Here is a 20,562-nt window from a genome sequence, read left to right as displayed (position 1 = left end):
GACTATAAAGAATCATAACAGGAGGTGCTTCATGCCTTTAGAATTAATCGGATTTATCGGGATTATGGTCATGTTCGTGTTAATGTTTTTAAGATTTCCTATCTCAATAGCAATGGCGATTCCAGCATTTCTTGGAATCATTTATGTACGGGACTGGGGAGCTTTGACAACAGCGATTGAGACGATTATTTGGGATCATAGCTTCAGCTATACGCTGACGACTATTCCTATGTTCGTGTTAATGGGTGAATTGCTTTTTGTATCAGGAATTAGTGATGAATTATTCCAAACATTCCGTCATTGGATGGGGCGATTAAGAGGTGGATTAGGAATTGCCACTGTGGGAGCTTCCGCCATTTTCTCCGCTGCCTCGGGTTCGAGTCTGGCTACAACTGGCACAATGGGAGTGATTGCATCAAAGGAGATGCTCAAATCCGGGTATGATAAGTCGCTCGCTAGCGGATCAATTGTGGCTGGAGGAACACTTGGTATCTTGATCCCTCCTAGCACGATGTTCATCATATATGGGATGTTGACAGAACAATCGATTGGACAGCTCTTAATTGCCGGAATTATTCCAGGTATTTTATTGACGACCTTATATATGTTAACCATTTATCTTTCTGTCCTTATAAAACCAAGCCTGGCTCCGTCTTTAGGCGGCAGTACATGGAAGGAACGATTCTCTTCACTTAAATCAACCATTTGGATTTTATTGCTATTTGTCCTGGTGATTGGTGGAATGTATTTTGGATTCTTTAGTCCGACTGAAGCAGCGGGTGTTGGTGCTTTTGGTGCTGTCATCATCGCTTTAGTAAAAAGGAAATTAACAGTAGATACGTTTGTTGAATCTGCTTCAAGAACACTGCGAACAACGGGGTTTCTTTTTGCGATCATTCTTGCTGCCTTTATCCTTAATTACTTTTTAGCGATAACAAAAGTTCCTATTCTGCTGGCGGAGGTTTTAACCGCCGTACCTTTACCGCCATTCGTTCTCTTTGCCTTAATTATCTTAATCTATGTTCTTTTAGGGGCTGTAATGGATTCGTTAGCTATGATTGTGGTGACCATTCCGATTATTTTACCGATCATTAATGCACTGGGCTTCGACCTCATTTGGTTTGGTGTCATTATTGTTATTGTTGTTGAAATGGCGTTAATTTCACCGCCGGTGGGAATGAATTGCTTCGTCTTAAATGGGGTTGCTCCGGAGTTGAAATTAGAAACCATCTTTAAAGGTGCGATACGATTTGTAGCTCCTATCCTTATTTTAATTGCTTTATTGTACGTTTTCCCTGAAATAGCACTCTATTTACCTAGCAAAATGATGTGACAACACGAAATGGTGGCAGGGAGCGATAAAGCGTAATAGAAGAAGTTTTCTATAGGTCTTAGGAAAAACTAGCGGGATTGGAGATGATGGTTTGATTAATAAATTGGTTGATTCAATGGAAGAAGCGGTAGCTGACATAACCACCGGGAGTACCGTGCTGATGGGTGGATTCGGCGGTTCTGGAGTTCCTGAACAATTAATTTCCAGTTTATTTTATCAAGGGTCCAATAAATTAATTGGCGTTAGTAATAACTGCGGTTACTTTGAAGAAGGGTTAGCAAAGCTAATTAAATATGACCGCCTCTCGAAAATCATCTGTTCCTTTCCGTTGATGAAAGAAAGTTATATTTTTATAGAGAAGTATATGGAAGGAAAGATTGACTTGGAATTAGTTCCACAGGGGACGTTAGCAGAACGAATTAGAGCTGGCGGGTCAGGGATCGAAGCTTTTTACACTCCTACTGGTGCAGGTACGGAAATTGCTCAAGGGAAAGAAGTGAAAGAGTTCGATGGTATTACATGTGTGCTTGAAAAAGCGATAAAAGGAGATTTTGCCTTCATTAAAGCAAAGAAAGCAGATCGATGGGGAAATCTTGTCTATAACAAATCAGGGAGAAATTTTAATCCCATTATGGCAATGGCTGCGAAAGTAACGATTGCCGAAGTCGATGAAATTGTAGAAGTAGGAGAACTAGATCCAGAGTCTATTGTCACTCCTGGCATTTTTGTACAAAGAGTGGTTAAAAGGAGAGAGCAGTAATGGATAATCGATTATTAACCAGAGAACAAATTGCTAAGAGGATTGCAGAGGACCTTACGGATGGAGACATTGTAAATTTAGGAATTGGCATACCAGTTCTTGTCAGCAATTTTGTGGCAGATAACGCTGAAGTCTTGTACCACAGTGAGCAGGGAGTCTTGGGGATGGGCTCACTAGCCAAACCTGGTGAAGAGGATCCAGATTTGGTGAATGCCTCAAAATTGCCTGTGACTTTGGTGCCAGGAGGCAGTTTTTGTCATCATGCCGACTCTTTTGCGATGACTAGAGGGAAGCATATCGATGTAGCGGTATTAGGCGGCATGCAAGTTTCGGAAAAAGGGGATCTAGCTAACTGGAAGGTGAAAGGCGCTAAGCTAGGAAGTATTGGCGGTGCGATGGATATAGCAATCGGAGTAAAAAAACTGTTCATTGCCATGACCCATTTGAGTAAAAAAGGTGAGTTTAAGATTGTGAAGGAGCTTGACTATCCTGTTACAGCCTTGAAATGCGTGACTCGTATTTTTACAGATATGGCGGTTATAGATGTAACACAGGAGGGACTAGTGCTAAAGGAGATTGCGGCAGGTTTGTCGGTGGAGGAAGTTCAAAAAGCTACTGAACCTCGGCTGATTATCTCTAGTGATTTAAAAGAAATTCCAGTTTGATAAGAAACAGGAACCTCAAGAGAGGTTCCTGTAATGTGTATGGGAAGAATTTAAGGATGTAGGGGGGACAGGTTGGTAATGAGCAGAATGGAAGCTGTAAGAAAACTTTTGTATCCTCGATCATTAGCGGTGATTGGGGCAAGCAATCATAAAAATAAAAGTGGCGGCCGATTGATGGATTATTTAACAAAGCACAAAAGTCTTCATTCAATTTATCCGGTTAATCCAAAGGAGGAAACTGTCTTCGGGAAGCCGTGTTATCAATCCGTAAAACAACTACCTGATCATATTGATCTAGCTCTAGTCGTATTGCCGGGGAGAAAGATTTTGAAGGTGGTCGAGGAATGTGCTGCTAAAGGCATTAACGTTCTTGCTGTTTATTCTTCAGGGTTTGCAGAAATGGGAGGAGAAGGTGTAGAGCTGCAGCAAAAGCTGTTGGAAAGAGCAAAGGAATTAGGGGTTTACATTTGCGGACCTAATATGATTGGGGTTGTGAATGCTAATCAACGTTTTTTTGGAAGTTTTAGCATGGCGATGGAAACACCGAATATCCCGCGGTCTGGAAAAATTGCTTTCGTTTCACAAAGCGGAGCAATCGGTGGCGGCATACTAAGCAAGCTTTGGAGTGAGGGAATCGGGATCAGTCATTTTATCAGTTCGGGAAATGAGGCTGACTTAGATACAGCTGATTATCTTTCTTTTTTAGCTGAAGATGAACAGACAGAAATCATTTGTGTTTATCTTGAGGGAGTCAAGGATGGCAGGAAATTGATTGATTCTTTACAAAAGGCGAATTACAATCGAAAACCAGTTATTATTTATAAAAATGGGAGAACGTCTATTGGTCAAAAATCAGTACAGTCGCACACAGGCAGTCTAGCAGGAAATTATCAAGTATACGAAACGGTTTTTAAGCAATATGGTGCCATCTATGTGGACGTTTTAGAAGATATGTTTGAAGTCGCAAAAGGATTCCTCTCTATTAAAAATCTGCATGGAAAAAATGTGGCTGTCATTTCCACCTCTGGAGGTGCTTGCACAATTATTGCAGACAATTGCCTGCAGGCATGGACTGCAGCTCCCCGATTTCTCCAAAAGCACGAAGGTCTATTTAAAGCAAGTAATTCCTGACTTTGGCGTTGTTCAGAATCCCTTTGATACGACGGCAAGTATCATAAATAATCCTGGTAATTTAAAAAAGGCTTTAGAAATTGTATTGAACGATCCAAATATCGACAGCATTATGTTAATGCTCACCACAGTTGGAGATCCCATTGCTTCCACAGTCGCAAAGGATATCATTGACCTTACTAGAAAATCTGATAAAAGTATCATCTTAAGCTGGCTTATCTCAGAAACACTCGCTTCTAACGCCTTTGCTCTATTAAGAGAAAATCAGATTCCTATTTTCACCAGTCCTGAAAAAGCAGTGCTAGTATTGAAAAAGATTAGCGAATATTATGAAAAATAGAGGAGTAATGTGCTAGAATAAAATTACATAAAGTGAAGATTTCTTCATAGGAGCGGCTGGTCTCCTAGTTTTTTTGTCTATATGGGAAATCTCCTTTTCGAATGAATAAAAAAGCAGGTGAAAAAATGGAAACCGTCACAGAAATAATCGTTAAAGAAACTGATATTGATGAGTTGGAGCATGTCAATAATAGCGTTTATTTGAATTATTTGGAGAAGGCAAGAGGAGATTGGTATAGTGAAGCGGGGATGTCTTTTAAGCAAATGAAGGAAAGATCCCTAACAACGGTTGTGCTAAAAATTGAGATTGTCTATTTAAAGGAAGCCAAATTAGGGGATGTATTGAAAGTCAAAACAACACCGGTAAAACTTGGGACGAAAAGTTTTGTTCAGCAGCAGGATATTTATAATCAGCATGATGAAAAAGTAGTAGAGTCAACGGTCACCAATGTGATGATGAATTGGTCGGCTAAACAAAGCATCCCTGTTGTTGAGGAGATTGCCCGGTACTTTAAGTGAAAAGATAGTAACGCCTCTCATGCATATTATGAGAGGTGTTTTTTTCTTATAGAATGAAAGGAAAAAATGACGGCAAAAAAGAGGCTGTATCCGACAAGCGAATACCAATGCTTCCATGAGTCTTCGTGGATAAAGAAACCGAAAGCTTCCCCCAGTTTTTCAAAAAAGGCCATAAACACGCTGGATACAATAATTACAATTGCTTTTTTCCAAGCAGGAAAGTTTCGGCATAGCAACAGTATGAAATAGACGAGAAGCGGGAGGGATATTAATGTAAAGGTAATATTAATAGAAAATATCTCTGGCAGCGGTCTCATTGGAAAGGCATACTGTCCTTTACCAACAAAATATAAATCTAAATATGTTCCAAGGAGGGTGGCTAGGAGAATCTCTGGAAGGAACTCAATCAAATATGACTTTTTTAGTGTTTCCTGCGATTTCGATTTTTTCAATTGTTTTACAGTATTCATTCTCAATCTCTCCATCTACTTTTAGCGGGTAATTCATCAAATAATAAATGACCTGCCAATTTTTATACCAATCCCCCTTTTCCGCTGGAAGATGCTTTACATCCTTCCACACTGACTGTAGAGCAGGACTGTAAAAACGCGGTGATCCCGGGGCCAGCTCGCAGGATATTAGTCTGGGCTTTAGGAAAGTTCCCGGTATGCCTTCATCGACTGAATGAAAAAGATGCGGCCAATAGTCTTTTCTCGAACCAGTATGGGGAGTGGATTTTGCCCACTTTTCAATTTTCCTTAATCTAGGTCCATCGCTGAAAAGGATTTCGTATAGTCTTTTTCCTAACAGAATTCGTTCGTGCAGACTTTCGAAATGGTGCAGTGTCTGCCCGATCAACTGTATTCTGCCACTATTTTCGAAGGGGAGTAGAATGTGATTCATGGAAAGAACATCTTGAAGCTGAAATTCAAGACTATTAAAAATCTCTTTTTTAAATGTGGGATCAGCGAGAATTCTAGATTCTAAATAACTCTGTTCATTAATGACAAGCGCGACTGTAAGCGTGTATTTGTCTTTGTCCTTCCAAAAATAATTCCAGACACTTTCCATAAAAGCTGAAACATGTAAGTAAGGAAGAAGATAAAATGAGTTTATTCCCCTTTTTAGACTTTCTTCGTAAACGAGGAATTGCGGATAGGCATCTTGGAAGATTAGCCAATTTCCTCGTTCTAAGAAGGAAAAGAATGAATCTTGTTGTTTTTTTGTCAGCAGACGTGACAGCAGACTTCCTTTTAAATCGGTCATATTCCAGCCGCCGTTTCGCGAGACCATATGTCCTAAAAAGGCCCAATGAATCTCAGGGCAGCGCTGATAAAACTCTAAGTAAGCTTTCGTTCTAGTTACATTATTTAGATTGTATTCCTCTGTTAGTTTTGTGATTTCTTGCAGTAGCAGGCGATCCTTTCTCGGAAGTGTTTCTTTTGATGGTAAGGCTGTTTTCTTTTTTATTAATTCTTTCTTTATTCTTTGAAGATGCTGTGGAAGACGGTTTTTTATTTTTGGTAAAAACCACATGATGTCCAAAACCACCTCCTGCGAATTCTCTTCGCCCCAAGCGAATATGTATAGTGATGAGGTGAGATCATGGAAAAACGCATTAAGGACGGGATGAACTCGTTAATTGATAAATTAAGGGGAGATCAACACCCTGATGGAACCTGGCGTTACCCTTTTGAAACAGGAATCTCAACGGATTGCTATATGATTATTTTATTAAGGACATTGGAAATAGATGATGAAAATCTGATAAAGGGTCTGTCAGAAAGGATACTGAGCAAACAAGAAGAAAACGGCGCCTGGAAGTTATTTTATGATGAGCAGGGTGAGGGCAATGTCACTGCCACCATTGAAGCGTATTACGCCCTGTTATATTCAGGGTATTTTCACCGTCATGATGCCAGGCTGAAAATGGCGAGAAAGTTTATTTTAGCTCATGGAGGAATGGAAGGTGCACATATGCTCACCAAGATCATGCTTGCACTTACAGGGCAATACAAATGGCCGGCGTTTTTCCCTATTCCTGTTGAAATGATCTTGCTGCCGCCGACCTTTCCGATACATTTTTACAGCTTTTCTGTTTTCGGAAGAGCCAATTTGACACCGATTATGATTTTATCTGAAAAAAAGTACAGTCTCAAAAATAAGAAATCACCTGATTTATCCGATTTATATACTGGTAAAAATAGAGAGCAGGAGGATCTTGCTTTTGATGAAGAGTGGCGGTCAGTTTTTTCCACTCTTAGCGATGGAATTAAATGTTTAATTGGTTTGCCGCAGCAGCTGAAAAAGATGGCGATCGAGCAAGCCGAACAGTATATGCTCCGCCACACTGAATCTGATGGGACATTTTATAGTTATTTTAGTTCAACATTTTTAATGATTTTTGCTTTGCTTTCGTTAGAATATCCGAAAAATCACCCTGCTATTATGAAAGCGGTGGAAGGGTTGAAGGACATGAAGTGTGAAATCGATGGCCTGCCTCATATGCAGTATACAAGCGCTGCTGTTTGGAATACTTCTTTGATCAATACGGCTTTACAGGAAGCAGGAGTGACTCCGGATGATTCAATGATTAAGAAAGCAAACGGTTATTTACTGAAGCGGCAGCACTCTCTTTATGGTGACTGGGCCATCAATAATCCTCACGATTTCCCAGGAGGATGGGGATTTTCAGACATTAACACCTTTAATCCAGATGTAGACGATACAACAGCGTCTTTAAGATCACTTTCAAGAATGGTGCCTAGCCATTCAGCTTACAGGCAGGCCTGGGAGCGCGGAGTACTGTGGGTGTTATCGATGCAAAATGATGATGGCGGCTGGCCTGCTTTTGAGAAAAATACAAACAGCAGTCTCCTCAAGTTTTTTCCGATCGAAAAAGCGGAATTTATCCTCGCTGATCCGCCGTCTGGAGACCTGACGGGACGAACATTGGAGTTCCTCGGAAGGTATACAAACCTGCCCAAACATCATCCATCTGTGGAAAAAGGGAAGGAATGGTTATTTCATCATCAGGAAAAAGATGGATCTTGGTACGGACGGTGGGGAATTTGTTTTATTTACGGAACTTGGGCTGCTCTTACAGGGTTAATGGCGGTTGGAGTCCTTCCGACACATCGGCGGGTTTCAAAAGCTGTGGCTTGGTTGGAGGGCATTCAAAACCGAGACGGCGGCTGGGGCGAGTCATGTAAAAGCGACAGCAAAAACAAGTATGTACCTCTTGGGGCCAGTACTTTAACACATACTGCATGGGCAGTGGATGCCCTCATTTCTGCTTGTGATCAACCGACAAAAGCGATTAAAGCAGGTGTTGAATACTTACTCAAAAATTTGGAGCGTGACGATTGGACAACAAATTATCCAAAAGGTCAGGGCATGGCCGGGGATTTTTATATTCATTATCATAGTTATCGGTATATTTTTCCACTGTTGGCATTGGGGAGCTATCTTAAAAAATTTTAGCTTGAACTTCATTACAAACCTTTTTAGGGTGCCCGAAAGGGTACTTTTTACTTTATTGTAGTAAACGAAAAAATGCTTTTACCTACAGAAGACTATTAATCGAAATCAGATCGGGGAAACAAGAGGAACATTCAGATAAAGCTAAATTGTGATAGATAAGGATATTTCTTATTAGATATTAAAAAGATTTATATTTGATATAAAATATCCCTATTTTACTTTTTAGCTTGTATAAAATAAAATTATCATATAATTAAGAAAATTAAGTAAATTATTACATCAATAATAAAAAGTAGATTAAAGGCTAAAAATTTCCTTTAGCTAGATAAACATTGAGCACAGTAATAGTTTAGTTGTAAGCGTTATCATCTCGTTGGTAATATTAGCTATTCACTAAATTAAATAATAATTATTCGAAAAAATAAAAGAATGGAGGAGATGGAGATGTTTAAATTTATTTTTCGACGACTTTTAGTAACGTTGCCGACAATGTTCTTAACGATTTCCATTATCTTTTTTGGACTTCGTATTCTCCCTGGTGATCCAGCTGTTGCGATGCTAGGTGATAATGCAACTCCGGCTGCAGTAGAAGCTTTGCGTGAAGAAATGGGGCTTAATGAACCCTTATGGAAACAATATCTCGCATATTTAGGGGACATTGTTCAGGCTGATTTTGGTGAATCTTTTATTTCAGGTGAGTCCGTATCTGCCCAGTTATTCGCAGTATTTCCCGATACACTTAATTTAACCTTTTTTGGTATTATTTTCGGATGTGTAATTGGGATTCCATTAGGGATAATTTCAGCACTTAAAAGAAATACGAAGATTGATAATTTTTTAAGATTCATATCGATCATTGGATTATCGGTTCCACCGTTCCTTCTTGGAATTTATATGATTCTAGCATTTTCACTGAAAATGGCAATTTTTCCTTCGATGGGAACAGGTGAAGGATTTCTAAACCAAATTTATTACTTAATCTTGCCGTCACTTACCATTGGCTTAATTCTATCAGCGTCTGTTATGAGGTATACACGTTCCAGTATGCTAGATGAAATTAACCAAGATTATATTCGTACAGCATGGGCAAAGGGAATACCTGAGAAATTAGTAATATACAAACATGTATTAAGAAATACACTTATTCCTGTTGTAACGGTTATTGGTTTACAAATGACCGGCTTATTAAGCGGTGCAGTTATTACAGAATCTATTTTTAGTCGTCCAGGGTTAGGAAGTCTAGCTATTGGAGCAATTACTACACGTGATTTCCCTGTGCTGCAAGGGTGTTTAGTGCTATTTGCAATTGCAGTCATGGTCGTGAATCTATTAGTTGATATCAGTTATTCGATCATAAATCCTAGAATTCGACCTAGCTAAAAGGAAGGGAGGCCAAGATGATGGAAAGAACGATTATAAAAGAAGTTGAAGATCTAAATGTAATCAAAAAAAACAGTAAAAGAAAGTCGGCAGAATGGGCTGCCTTTCGAGGTAATAAAATTGGAATGATTGCTCTATGGGTATTAATCATTGTGAGCATTATGGCAATTGCAGCTCCCCTTGTTGCTCCTTACGATCCGAATACTCAAGATGTCATAAACCGAATGAAGTCCTCTTCATCAGAACATTGGCTAGGGACTGATATTTACGGTAGGGATGTCCTGAGTCGAATCATTTATGGTGCACGAACATCAATGTTGGTTGGTGTGATTTCTGTTGCACTAAGTAGTGTAATCGGTTTTGCGATCGGAATGATCGCTGGATATAAAGGTGGAAAATTAGATGATATTTTAATGAGAGTGCTAGAATCAATTCAAACGATTCCACTTTTATTACTAGGTTTAATGGTGTTAGTTGCTGCTGGTTCTAATATTTATACTCTTATTTTAGTGATTACAGTGGGACTTCTTCCTAGTTGTGCGAGGATTGCTCGTGGGTCGACTCTTGATGTAAAAGAAAAGGAATTTGTAAAAGCAGCAATTTCCATGGGAAGTGGGACGATAAGGATTCTTATATCTCATATCCTTCCAAACGTACTTAGTTCATTCTTGGTAATCTCTGCTTTGCATATGACTTCAGCGATTATGGTTGAAGCAAGTTTAAGCTTCTTAGGTTTAGGTATTCAGCCACCAACAGCCACGTGGGGAAATATGATTATGGATGGGTTCCCACATGTAGCAACTAAACCAGCACTAGCGATTTATCCAGGCTTGGCACTGATTATTGTATCTATTTCTTTCAATCTAGTGGGGGATGCACTTAGAGATGCACTCGATCCACATATTAGTAAAAAACGCAAATAGGGGGAGCTGAAATGACAACATTAATGGAAATTAAGGACCTTAAAGTTGGCCCTGACAATAATCAAATCAATTCGATATTAGATAATATTAGCTTTCAGGTAAAACAAGGTGAAACATTGGCCGTCGTAGGTGAAAGTGGTTGTGGGAAAAGTATGACTGCGCTTTCAATAATGGGCTTGCTTCCTCAAAATATTAAGCTTAGTTCAGGAAGCATTATTTTTGACGGAAAAGATCTGACTTCGTTTACAACGAAAAAAATGAATCAAATTCGTGGGAAGGATATGGCAATGATTTTCCAAGAGCCACTTACATCACTCAATCCTTCTTTTACGATAGGCAATCAAATTGCAGAAGTGTTTAAGTACCATACAAACTATAATGCTGCAGAAATAAAGAAAAGATCGATAGAAGTTTTACAAAAAGTGAAAATACCCGATCCAGAAGAGAAACTCAAGGCTTACCCTCATGAGTTGTCTGGTGGAATGAGGCAAAGAGTAATGATTGCGATGGCTCTTGCATGTAATCCCAAAATTCTTATTGCTGACGAACCAACAACGGCTTTAGATGTTACAATCCAAGCGCAGATTCTAGATTTAATCTTGGAATTACAAAAAGATTTTAATATGAGTGTTGTGATGATAACACATGATCTAGGGGTTGTTGCAGAAACTTGTCAACGAGCCATTGTCATGTATGCCGGTCAAATTGTTGAAGAAGGCAAAGTAGAAGACATATTTGAGCAGCCTCTTCATCCATATACCCGAGGTCTTATGCTCTCAGCTCCAAGACTAGGTAGTCCGAAAGAAAAACTTCATGTTATCGACGGAATGGTGCCTGATCGTGAAAATATGCCAAAAGGGTGCCGCTTTAATCCACGCTGTGAGTTTGCTACAGATAAATGCTTTGAGTCGGAACCAAAGCTTGAAGAAATTCAAGAGGGCAGGAGGGTGCGCTGTTGGAACAAGTTATTATAGAAAATGAAAAAGAAGATCTTATGGTCGTTCAAGAGTTGAAAAAGCATTTCCCTATCAAAAACGGAGTATTTGGTAAGACAACCGGAGAAGTAAAAGCAGTGGATGGTGTTAGTTTTACCGTAAAAAAAGGTGAGACATTCAGCATTGTTGGAGAATCTGGTTGCGGAAAGAGTACAGTTGGTATGAGTTTACTGCGATTGACTGAACCAACTTCCGGAAAAATCATTTTTAATGAAGAAAATATGCTGGATAAGAATCGAAATGAATTAAGGGATTTACGTAAAAACATCCAGATTATTTTTCAAGATACTTACAGTTCGTTAAATCCAAAACATACTATAAAGAAGATTATCAGTGAGCCCCTTGTCATTAATAGAAAAATGACGAATGAAGAAATGGAAACAAGAGTACTAGAACTGCTAGATTTAGTAGGTTTAGGGCCGCATCATCTATATAGGTATCCACATGAATTTTCTGGTGGACAAAGGCAACGCATAGGAATTGCTAGGGCATTAGCATTGAATCCTCAACTAATCGTCTGTGATGAGCCTGTTTCTGCCTTAGATGTTTCCATACAATCTCAAATACTTAACCTACTAGAAGAATTGCAAAAGAAATTTAATTTAACATACATTTTTATCTCTCATGATCTTAGTGTTGTCGAACATATTAGTGATCGAGTTGCAGTCATGTATTTAGGAAGAATTGTTGAGATGGGTTCAAGGGAGGAAGTATTTCAAAATCCGCAACACCCTTATACGAAAGCACTAATGTCTTCAGTACCCATTGCAGATCCGAAATTAAAAGATAAAAAACAGCGAATTATTTTAACTGGGGATGTTCCCAGTCCAAAAAATCCACCAAAGGGTTGTCATTTTCATACTCGTTGCCCATTTAAAACGGAAAAATGTGCAGAAATATACCCTGAATATAAGGAAATTAAAGGTGACCATAAAGCTGCGTGCCATATTATATAGCACTAGAGGTTGACAAATACATCTAAAATTATTTTTAAATTAGTGAGTAAATGAGGGGGATAATATGGGATTACAAGTTACTAGTGATTATCTTATCCGTCGTGCCGTTCAACGTTTTAGCGATGAATTGGCGGTAGTTTCCGGAGAAGTAAGGTTAACGTTTGCGCAATTTGATGATCGCTTAAATCGATTACAGAATGCTTTGCTTTCTTTAGGAGTAAAAAAGGGTGACAGAGTAGGTGTTCTTTTACACAACTCCCTCCAAGGAATGGAATGTAATTTTGCTTTTGCAAAAGCTGGATTTGTTCTTGTTCCGCTAAATGCCAGATTGTCAGGGAATGAACATGCATATATGCTAAATCATTCCGAAGCTAACACTGTCATCTTCGGAGAAGAATTTACTGATATCATCAAAGATATAAAACCCCAGTTACCAATTGTTAAAAACTATATTCGCGTTGGAGGGGGAACAGAAGATTTTAGAGACTATGAATTCCTTTTGAACAGTCAATCAAACATAGATCCGATGATACAGATCAATGAAGAGGATCTTTCGTCTATTCGTTATACTTCGGGGACAACCGGACTCCCTAAGGGTGTCATGGTAACTGAAAAAAATCATGTTGCAAGTGCAATTAATCAGATATTAGATTCAACAAGACCTGAAAAAGATGACGTAGTTATTCATGTTGGGCCAATTACTCATGCTAGTGGTGCTTTAATGCTGCCTCACTTTATGAAGGGGGCTGTAAATGTAATTTTACCGGAGTTTGATCCAAAATTACTTTTAGAGACGATTCAAACGGAAAAAGGAACAACCTTAATGATGGTACCAACGATGATTCTTTTTTTGATCAATTATCCTAAGCTTCATGAATATGATTTATCCTCCCTTAAAACGATCTTATACGGAGCTGCTCCAATGCCTGTTGAGCACCTAAAGCAAGCGCAAAAGAAACTTGGAAATATTTTCGCTCAAGGATATGGTTTAACTGAGGCTGGTGCACAGTGTGTTTTACTATCAAAGGAAGATCATAAAATTGACGGTAATGAGAAAGAAGTTGGCCGGCTATCATCTGCTGGAAGAGAACTGACATTAATACAGATAAAAATACTGGATAACGAAGGGAATGAATTGCCACAGGGAAAAGTGGGGGAAATTACTGTTAAAGGTAACCACGTCATGAAAGGATATTGGAAAAATCCTTTGGCTACTGAAGAGCGCCTGCAAGATGGTTGGCTACGCACTGGTGATATGGGCTTCATGGACGAGGATAGATACCTTTTTATCGTCGATCGTAAACATGACATGATTATTAGTGGTGGTTTTAATATATATCCAAGAGAAGTAGAGGAAGCCTTACATGCTCATAATGCGATTTTTCAGTCTGCAGTAATTGGTGTACCAGATGATGAGTGGGGAGAAGCGGTTAAAGCATTTGTTGTTTTAAAAGATGGTCATGAAGCCACAGAAAGTGAAATCATTGAGTTTGTGAAAAGTAAGATAGCTAGTTACAAAAAACCAAAATCAATTGAGTTTGTAGAATCAATTCCTGTTAATCCCTATGGTAAAGTGATGAGAAGGGAATTACGTGAACCTTTTTGGAGAGAAAGAACGAGAAATATATAAATAGCGGATTAAAAGTTCTGATTATTCAAAAAACAAAGGAGGCTCTAAGTAATTGAATGGAAAAGTCCATTAAAGTAAGCCAAAAAGCAAGAAGCCCCTTTAATAATTTCTTAGGGGTAAAGATAGAAAGGCCTGAAAAAGGTGTGGTCCATTGTTCATTACAAATTGGCCCACATCATAAAAATGCAAATGATGTCGTACATGGAGGAGTTTATTTTTCTATTCTCGATACTGTTATGGGGGCTACAATTAAAACTGTAACAAACAAGTCAACGGTAACAATCAATTCTAGCATTAATTTTTTGGCTCCTTTAAAGGAGGGCGACACATTGTATGCAACCGCTAAAGTAGTGAAGGTTGGAAAGAGTATCATCACTGCAGAAGGTGAGATTAGAGATTGTAAAGATACCTTACTTGCAATAACAATTGGAACCTTCAAAGTTATTCGCCCAAATATGAAATAAGGAGAAATTAAATTGCCAAATCACTATTTAATTTACAAGGTCGTACTGCACTAATTACTGGTGGGGGAGTTGGACTTGGTCTAATTATAGCAGAGGCTTTTGCAGACCATGGTGCTAATATTGCCCTTTGCTCTCGCAAACTAGAAAATTGTGAGAGAAGTGCTAAATATTTAAATGAAAAATATAAAGTTAAAACAGCTGCTTATGCATGTAATATTGCACATGAGGAAGACGTCATTAATACTGTAGAAAAAGTCCTAGGTGATTTCGGGAAAATTGACATCTTGGTAAACAATAGTGGAGCTACATGGGGGGCAGATGCTGAGAATATGCCACTTGAAGCTTGGAAAAAAGTAATAGACGTAAATGTCACAGGAACATTTCTTATGTCAAAGACGGTCGGAAATCATATGATTCGCCGTGGTTATGGGAAGATTATCAATATTGGATCCATTGCTGGTTTAAGAGGAAAGTCTTCCGATCAGCTAAATGCGATTGGTTATAGTACAAGCAAAGCAGCTGTTCATCATTTGACAAGAGATCTTGCAAGAAAATGGGTTGAATATGGAATCTATGTAAATGCCATTGCACCTGGTATATATGAAACAAATATGTCAAAGCATGCACCTAAAGAAAGATTAGTATTGGGAAATCCAATGAAAAGAACAGGCGACCCTGAGTCACTTCAGGCTACTGCCCTCTTACTAGCAAGTGAAGCCTGTAAGTTTATTACAGGGCAAGTTATTACTGTTGACGGTGGTGCATCATTATAATCATTCACAACAATTCAACCGAGGTGATGAAACAAACACATCGGTTGTTTTTTTAAATATAATCATTTTCGTTTTAGATTCCCGATAACAATTCAAAACATAACTGTATTATGTCGTCAACAATACTTACACATATCGAAGATAAAGTAAAAATTATTACACTAAATCGCCCGGAAAAAAAGAATGCATTTAATCAGGATATGATCGATACTTGGTTCGCAGCTCTAGAAGAAGCTAAAAATAATGAGAATGTCAATGTGATCGTTATCACGGGTGCAGGAGATGCATTCTGTTCTGGTGGAGAAGTGGGAAATCTAGCAGAGGGAACTTCGACCCCACTAGATTTTAAAAATGTTCTTTGGGAACATATCCATAGAATTCCATTGATCCTGAAAGATATCGATAAACCTGTAATCGCAGCAATTAATGGAGTCGCTGTAGGGGCAGGGCTTGATATGGCTTTAATGACAGACTTTAGAACAATGGCAGATACAGCTCGAGTAAGCGAAGGATATGTAAAAGTAGGATTGGTTCCAGGAGATGGAGGAGCTTTTTTCTTACCAAAACTTATTGGCCAAAGCAAAGCCTATGAACTTCTTTGGACAGGAGATTTTGTAGATGCTGAGGAAGCGCTGCGTATTGGTCTTGTCAATCATGTATTTCCTACAGAAGTCTTCATGGAAAAAACATTAGACTTAGCTAAAAGAATTGCAGAAGGTCCTCAACTAGCAATAAGAATGATGAAAAGGTCGGTAAGGAATGCTTCGGATATGCAATTAGAGACAGCTCTTGATATGATTTCTTCTCATATGGCCATCCTTAAAGAAACGGAGGATCATAAGGAAGGTGTGGCAGCTTTTCTAGAAAAAGAAAAGCCCGTTTTCAAAGGAAAGTAAGCTAGCATTGGCTCCATTCAATCTTTCGTACTTAATACATTTAGAATGTATAAGGGAAGATATAATGCAAATCTATAATAACTATAAATTATAACTATTTTACAACAATACAACTATGTAATAAGATTAAGAAAATATTGAGAATATTAAAAATATTAATAATAAACAAATATATTACTTCCGGCCCTCATAATAATCCTGAATTAATCTTTTTAAATTCTACATCATTCATATATTTAACCATCCTTTTAACACACAATTTGTAAATAATATGACTTCTACTAGTAGATAAGATAGATGATATCAGTTCCTACATTTAAAAGTAAGATTCACAAAATAATAGCGCTAAAAAAATATACAAATTATGAAGGGGGTATATGTTTCCGTGCAGAACTCTGATGTACTACTAAAGGTAGATGATATAAGAACCGTTTTTCAAACTAGATCCGGACCATTAGAAGCGGTCAGCGGGGTATCACTTAGTGTTGCAAAAGGAGAGACTCTCGCTATAGTTGGTGAGTCAGGATCTGGTAAAAGTGTTTCCGCATTATCAATTATTAAACTACTAGAGGGAGCAGGTAAAGTAGCATCAGGATCAATATTGTTTAATGATTTGAAATTGAATGAAATGACTGATGAGGAAATTCGTAAAATTCGAGGCAAAGAAATTTCAATGATTTTCCAGGATCCAATGACTTGTTTAGATCCCGTCTTTACCATTGGTGATCAAATCATCGAGGCCATCCGAATTCATGAGAAACTACCAAAAAAAGAATACGAAAAACGCGCCATCGAATTATTACGACTTGTCGGTCTTCCAGATCCGGAAAGTCGGATCAATAACTTTCCACACCAATTATCTGGAGGTCAAAGGCAACGTGTAATGATAGCGATTGCATTAGCATGCAAGCCCAATTTACTTATCGCAGATGAGCCTACAACAGCTTTAGACGTTACTGTGCAAGCGCAAATTATGACTCTATTAAAGGATCTTCAGAAGCAAATGGGGACGTCTATTATAATCGTTACACATGACCTTGGAGTTGTAGCGGAGATGGCTGATCGGGTTGTGGTTGTCTATGCGGGACAGGTAGTGGAAGAAGCTAGCGTTAAAAATTTATTTGCCGATCCCCAGCATCCTTATACGAAAGCCTTATTGAAAAGTATCCCTAGAATTGAAACTGATCGATCACAGCGGCTAAATACAATAAAAGGTTCGGTTCCGAGCCTTACTGAAATGCCCTCTGGATGTCGGTTTCATCTGCGCTGTTCATACGCTAGCAGTAAATGTGCGACAGAAGAGCCGCCGATGATGGAGTTAGGTGATGATCATTACAGCAAATGTTGGCTTAAGGATCCCGAAGCAGAACAAGAAATGCTGTCGTTAATCAATAAAGAGGATGAAATTAATGAAGGGCTTACTGAGCATTCTGCTACCCATTCCGTAGAAAAGAAAGAATTGCTCCTAAGCGTTGGAAAATTAAAAAAGCATTTTCCGATTAAAAAGGGTCTTTTTTCAAAAACAGTAGGCTATGTTCAAGCTGTTAATGATGTTTCATTTGATATTTATAGAGGTGAAACATTGGGGCTTGTTGGAGAATCAGGCTGTGGAAAATCAACTGTTGGACGTTTGGTTACTAGGCTATTGCAATCAACTGCAGGGACTGTGTCATTTGCCGGACAGGATTTGGACCAAGTAAATAGTCAAACGATGAAAGCGATTAGACAGCGCATCCAATTTGTTTTTCAAGATCCATATAGCTCACTCAATCCAAGAATGACCGTACTTGACATTATTGGAGAACCGTTAGAGGTACATGGTATTGCTAGTGGAAAAGAAAAACATGAAAGAATTGCAGAATTATTAGAGACAGTTGGTCTAAATCCTAGCGATATTCAAAAGTTTCCACATCAATTTTCAGGGGGCCAAAGGCAGAGAATAGGGATTGCTCGAGCTTTAGCGACAAATCCTGATTTACTAATTTGTGATGAGGCTGTATCTGCGTTAGATGTTTCTGTCCAAGCGCAAATTCTTAATTTATTAAAAGATTTACAAAGAAAAATGGGACTTTCCTATCTATTTATCTCTCATGATCTGAATGTAGTGAAGTATATTTGTGATAGGGTATCTGTCATGTATTTAGGAGAAATAGTAGAAGTAGCTGAATCGGAAGTATTATTCGATCAACCAATGCATCCTTATTCACAGGCGCTGATATCTGCAGTTCCTGTAGCAGATCCAACAAGACAACCCGATCGAATCATTTTAAAAGGTGAAGTTCCAAGTCCATCCAATCCACCATCGGGCTGTAAATTCCATACGAGATGTCCTAAAGCGATGGATATTTGCAAACAGAAGAAACCAGACTTGAAGGATATGGGGTCAGGACATTTGGTTTCTTGCCATCTGTATTAAGAGAGGTGATCTTGTGGGAGAATACATTATTCGTAGATTATTATTTGGTTTAGTAGTTTTACTTATTATGGTCACATTTATATTTGTCATGATCAGAGCTGTTCCCGGTGATGCAGTAACGCTTCAATTACAAGAAGCTGGGGCTGCTTCAGAAGAACAGGTTGCAGCATTACAAGCTGAATTAGGATTGGATAAGAATGTATTTGTCCAGCTAGTAGATTGGGTAACAGGTGCAGTACAGGGAGACTTGGGGTCCTCATTTTGGTCAGATCGACCTGTAGTTGAGATGATCGCAGAACGTTTACCAATCACACTTGAATTAACTTTCATTTCCGTTGTCCTAGCTATTTTGATTGGGATTCCGATCGGTGTAATTTCTGCAGTAAAACATAATAAATTTATTGATCATTTCCTGCGATTGATCTCTGTAGGTGGGTTATCAGTACCGAACTTCTGGGTAGGTCTAATTCTCTTAACATTCTTGTCATTAACCTTTAATTGGATGCCGCCATTAAGTTATCAACCCTTTACAGTTGACCCAATTGCAAACTTGCAGCAAATGATTCTACCCGCAATTTGTCTCGCAATGACACTGAGTGCAAGTATTGTCAGGATGACCCGTTCAGCATTATTAGAAGTATTACATTCAGACTTTATTCGTACTATTCGTTCAAAAGGAGCCAAGGAAAGAATCGTCATTTATAAGCACGCCCTTAGAAATTCCCTTGTATCTGTTATCACTCTCATTGGTTTACAAGTGGGCTATCTTCTTGGCGGTACTGTTGTATTAGAATCAATCTTTTCACTGCCAGGGTTAGGAAGTTTGATTTTTGAGACTGTTACATTGAGAGACTATCCTGTTGTTCAGGCATCAGTACTAGTCTTTGGTGCAATGTTCTTACTTGTTAATCTGATCGTAGATATCATGTATGGCTGGGTTGACCCTAGAATTCGTAATAGCTAGTAGGTTCATTTCTTTAGTAGAAAGGATGTGAAGGCATGCAAGAGGTTCAAATTAGCTCTCAAAGTCAAGTTATTGTTAGAAAGAATGCAAGAACACTAAAGTTTTTTAAGGATTGTAAGCGTTTTATTCTTACACAAAAAGTTGGTTCGATATCAATTTTATTTATCCTATTCATTGTTCTATTTGCAATCTTTGCTCCGGTTATTGCTCCAAATGATCCAACCGCACAGAACCGTGATGCATTTTTGGCTGCACCTAGTGCGACCTATCTGATGGGAACCGATGATTTAGGACGTGACGTTTTTAGCCGGATTGTCTATGGTTCAAGAATTTCACTTATCGTAGGATTCGCATCAGTTGTAATTTCTTTAGTTATAGGAGTTCTAGTAGGATTAATTTCCGGATACTTTGGTGGAAAGATAGATATGTTAATCCAGCGGATTATGGATGCAATTATGGCAGTGCCGGCCTTAATATTGGCTCTGTTCATAGCAGCACTATTAGGTCCATCCATTCAAAATGTCATCATTGCCCTTGTCGTGATAGAGATTCCTCGATTTGCAAGAATTGTCAGGGGTGAAATGTTAAGGATTAAAGAAATGAATTTTGTCGAAGCGTCCAAATCAATTGGTTCAAGTCCACTTCGAATTATCTGGAAACATGGCTTACCGAATACACTTGCACCGATTATTGTTTTAGCGAGCTTAACCTTTGGGCAGGCAATTATTGCAGAAGCATCCTTAAGTTTTTTGGGAATTGGTACGCCACCTCCAAATCCTTCATGGGGTTTAATGCTTAGTAATGCTAGTCGTTATATGGAGAGTGCTCCATGGCTTGTAATTTTCCCAGGGCTGGCATTGAGCTTTTCTGTTTTAGCATTCAACTTGCTTGGTGATGCATTACGTGATTTCCTAGATCCAAAGTTATCTTCATAA

At 38.6% G+C, this 20,562-nt stretch carries 20 protein-coding genes; 18 read left to right on the top strand and 2 right to left on the bottom strand.

Annotated elements, in window-relative coordinates; genetic code table 11:
- Positions 1 to 31 precede the first annotated feature (31 nt).
- The 6 genes from CZ487_RS15705 to CZ487_RS15680 all read left to right on the top strand — a co-directional run bounded on the left by CZ487_RS15705 (position 32) and on the right by CZ487_RS15680 (position 4,747).
- The gene (locus CZ487_RS15705) at positions 32 to 1,333 is read left to right on the top strand and encodes a TRAP transporter large permease (protein WP_077213229.1); all 1,302 of its coding nucleotides are present in this window, start codon (positions 32 to 34) and stop codon (positions 1,331 to 1,333) included.
- Positions 1,334 to 1,424: 91 nt separating this feature from the next.
- Complete coding sequence (locus CZ487_RS15700) at positions 1,425 to 2,093, top strand: 3-oxoacid CoA-transferase subunit A (protein WP_077213228.1); 669 nt, start codon at positions 1,425 to 1,427, stop codon at positions 2,091 to 2,093.
- Positions 2,093 to 2,758 (top strand): 3-oxoacid CoA-transferase subunit B, encoded by a 666-nt coding sequence (locus CZ487_RS15695; RefSeq protein WP_077213227.1) that lies wholly within the window; start codon positions 2,093 to 2,095, stop codon positions 2,756 to 2,758. Before CZ487_RS15700 ends, CZ487_RS15695 begins: the two co-directional genes overlap by 1 nt.
- Before the next feature lie 78 nt (positions 2,759 to 2,836).
- On the top strand, positions 2,837 to 3,889 hold the full coding sequence (locus tag CZ487_RS15690) for an acetate--CoA ligase family protein (RefSeq protein ID WP_139339583.1): 1,053 nt from the start codon (positions 2,837 to 2,839) through the stop codon (positions 3,887 to 3,889).
- Entirely contained in the window at positions 3,804 to 4,229 is a 426-nt protein-coding gene (locus CZ487_RS26365) for a hypothetical protein (RefSeq protein ID WP_139339582.1), read from the top strand. The genes CZ487_RS15690 and CZ487_RS26365 overlap by 86 nt, the downstream gene beginning before the upstream one ends.
- Before the next feature lie 125 nt (positions 4,230 to 4,354).
- Entirely contained in the window at positions 4,355 to 4,747 is a 393-nt protein-coding gene (locus CZ487_RS15680; protein ID WP_161949654.1) for an acyl-CoA thioesterase, read from the top strand.
- 26 nt (positions 4,748 to 4,773) lie between these two features.
- On the opposite strand, the gene CZ487_RS27890 is transcribed toward CZ487_RS15680, so the two are convergent.
- Positions 4,774 to 5,217, bottom strand: a complete 444-nt coding sequence (locus tag CZ487_RS27890) for a CBO0543 family protein (RefSeq protein ID WP_337189744.1) — start codon at positions 5,215 to 5,217, stop codon at positions 4,774 to 4,776.
- Entirely contained in the window at positions 5,150 to 6,283 is a 1,134-nt protein-coding gene (locus tag CZ487_RS15670; RefSeq protein WP_077215342.1) for a DUF2515 domain-containing protein, read from the bottom strand. Before CZ487_RS15670 ends, CZ487_RS27890 begins: the two co-directional genes overlap by 68 nt.
- Before the next feature lie 69 nt (positions 6,284 to 6,352).
- On the opposite strand from CZ487_RS15670, the gene shc reads away from it, so the two are divergent.
- From shc to CZ487_RS15610, 12 genes are all read left to right on the top strand, one after another.
- Positions 6,353 to 8,230: a squalene--hopene cyclase gene (shc, locus tag CZ487_RS15665; protein ID WP_077213223.1), complete on the top strand. Its 1,878-nt coding sequence runs from the start codon at positions 6,353 to 6,355 to the stop codon at positions 8,228 to 8,230.
- A 444-nt stretch (positions 8,231 to 8,674) separates the two neighbouring features.
- Positions 8,675 to 9,610 carry an ABC transporter permease gene (locus CZ487_RS15660; protein ID WP_077213222.1) on the top strand — a complete coding sequence of 312 codons (936 nt, stop codon included), beginning with the start codon at positions 8,675 to 8,677 and terminating at the stop codon, positions 9,608 to 9,610.
- A 17-nt stretch (positions 9,611 to 9,627) separates the two neighbouring features.
- Positions 9,628 to 10,533 carry an ABC transporter permease gene (locus tag CZ487_RS15655; RefSeq protein ID WP_084783302.1) on the top strand — a complete coding sequence of 302 codons (906 nt, stop codon included), beginning with the start codon at positions 9,628 to 9,630 and terminating at the stop codon, positions 10,531 to 10,533.
- 11 nt (positions 10,534 to 10,544) lie between these two features.
- The gene (locus CZ487_RS15650) at positions 10,545 to 11,507 is read left to right on the top strand and encodes an ABC transporter ATP-binding protein (RefSeq protein WP_077213220.1); all 963 of its coding nucleotides are present in this window, start codon (positions 10,545 to 10,547) and stop codon (positions 11,505 to 11,507) included.
- Complete coding sequence (locus tag CZ487_RS15645) at positions 11,489 to 12,484, top strand: ABC transporter ATP-binding protein (protein ID WP_272914205.1); 996 nt, start codon at positions 11,489 to 11,491, stop codon at positions 12,482 to 12,484. The genes CZ487_RS15650 and CZ487_RS15645 overlap by 19 nt, the downstream gene beginning before the upstream one ends.
- A 64-nt stretch (positions 12,485 to 12,548) precedes the next feature.
- Positions 12,549 to 14,114 (top strand): long-chain-fatty-acid--CoA ligase, encoded by a 1,566-nt coding sequence (locus CZ487_RS15640; RefSeq protein ID WP_077213219.1) that lies wholly within the window; start codon positions 12,549 to 12,551, stop codon positions 14,112 to 14,114.
- Positions 14,115 to 14,170: 56 nt separating this feature from the next.
- Entirely contained in the window at positions 14,171 to 14,578 is a 408-nt protein-coding gene (locus tag CZ487_RS15635; RefSeq protein ID WP_077213218.1) for a PaaI family thioesterase, read from the top strand.
- Between the two features lie 11 nt (positions 14,579 to 14,589).
- Complete coding sequence (locus CZ487_RS15630) at positions 14,590 to 15,351, top strand: SDR family oxidoreductase (protein WP_077213217.1); 762 nt, start codon at positions 14,590 to 14,592, stop codon at positions 15,349 to 15,351.
- 110 nt (positions 15,352 to 15,461) lie between these two features.
- Positions 15,462 to 16,247 carry an enoyl-CoA hydratase/isomerase family protein gene (locus CZ487_RS15625; protein WP_077213216.1) on the top strand — a complete coding sequence of 262 codons (786 nt, stop codon included), beginning with the start codon at positions 15,462 to 15,464 and terminating at the stop codon, positions 16,245 to 16,247.
- A gap of 385 nt (positions 16,248 to 16,632) precedes the next feature.
- Positions 16,633 to 18,663, top strand: coding sequence for an ABC transporter ATP-binding protein (locus CZ487_RS27745; protein WP_272914204.1), 2,031 nt, complete (start codon positions 16,633 to 16,635; stop codon positions 18,661 to 18,663).
- A gap of 13 nt (positions 18,664 to 18,676) precedes the next feature.
- Positions 18,677 to 19,627 carry a nickel ABC transporter permease gene (gene nikB, locus CZ487_RS15615; protein WP_077213214.1) on the top strand — a complete coding sequence of 317 codons (951 nt, stop codon included), beginning with the start codon at positions 18,677 to 18,679 and terminating at the stop codon, positions 19,625 to 19,627.
- Between the two features lie 35 nt (positions 19,628 to 19,662).
- Positions 19,663 to 20,562, top strand: a complete 900-nt coding sequence (locus CZ487_RS15610; RefSeq protein WP_077213213.1) for an ABC transporter permease — start codon at positions 19,663 to 19,665, stop codon at positions 20,560 to 20,562.

Source organism: Robertmurraya dakarensis (genome assembly GCF_900156875.1).
Lineage (GTDB): Bacteria > Bacillota > Bacilli > Bacillales > Cytobacillaceae > Robertmurraya > Robertmurraya dakarensis.
Note: the sequence above shows the minus strand (reverse complement) of the source record. Positions and strands in the feature narration are given on the sequence as shown.

What these genes read in the sequence shown, in the direction of transcription:
- CZ487_RS15625 (WP_077213216.1), top strand. Translation starts at nt 15,462, where the DNA reads ATGTCGTCAACAATACTTACACATATCGAAGATAAAGTAAAAATTATT.
- CZ487_RS15610 (WP_077213213.1), top strand. Translation starts at nt 19,663, where the DNA reads ATGCAAGAGGTTCAAATTAGCTCTCAAAGTCAAGTTATTGTTAGAAAG.
- CZ487_RS15655 (WP_084783302.1), top strand. Translation starts at nt 9,628, where the DNA reads ATGATGGAAAGAACGATTATAAAAGAAGTTGAAGATCTAAATGTAATC.
- CZ487_RS15705 (WP_077213229.1), top strand. Translation starts at nt 32, where the DNA reads ATGCCTTTAGAATTAATCGGATTTATCGGGATTATGGTCATGTTCGTG.
- CZ487_RS15670 (WP_077215342.1), bottom strand. Translation starts at nt 6,283, where the DNA reads ATGTGGTTTTTACCAAAAATAAAAAACCGTCTTCCACAGCATCTTCAA.
- CZ487_RS15635 (WP_077213218.1), top strand. Translation starts at nt 14,171, where the DNA reads ATGGAAAAGTCCATTAAAGTAAGCCAAAAAGCAAGAAGCCCCTTTAAT.
- CZ487_RS15680 (WP_161949654.1), top strand. Translation starts at nt 4,355, where the DNA reads ATGGAAACCGTCACAGAAATAATCGTTAAAGAAACTGATATTGATGAG.
- CZ487_RS27890 (WP_337189744.1), bottom strand. Translation starts at nt 5,217, where the DNA reads ATGAATACTGTAAAACAATTGAAAAAATCGAAATCGCAGGAAACACTA.
- CZ487_RS15690 (WP_139339583.1), top strand. Translation starts at nt 2,837, where the DNA reads ATGAGCAGAATGGAAGCTGTAAGAAAACTTTTGTATCCTCGATCATTA.
- CZ487_RS15660 (WP_077213222.1), top strand. Translation starts at nt 8,675, where the DNA reads ATGTTTAAATTTATTTTTCGACGACTTTTAGTAACGTTGCCGACAATG.
- CZ487_RS15640 (WP_077213219.1), top strand. Translation starts at nt 12,549, where the DNA reads ATGGGATTACAAGTTACTAGTGATTATCTTATCCGTCGTGCCGTTCAA.
- CZ487_RS15695 (WP_077213227.1), top strand. Translation starts at nt 2,093, where the DNA reads ATGGATAATCGATTATTAACCAGAGAACAAATTGCTAAGAGGATTGCA.
- shc (WP_077213223.1), top strand. Translation starts at nt 6,353, where the DNA reads ATGGAAAAACGCATTAAGGACGGGATGAACTCGTTAATTGATAAATTA.
- CZ487_RS15650 (WP_077213220.1), top strand. Translation starts at nt 10,545, where the DNA reads ATGACAACATTAATGGAAATTAAGGACCTTAAAGTTGGCCCTGACAAT.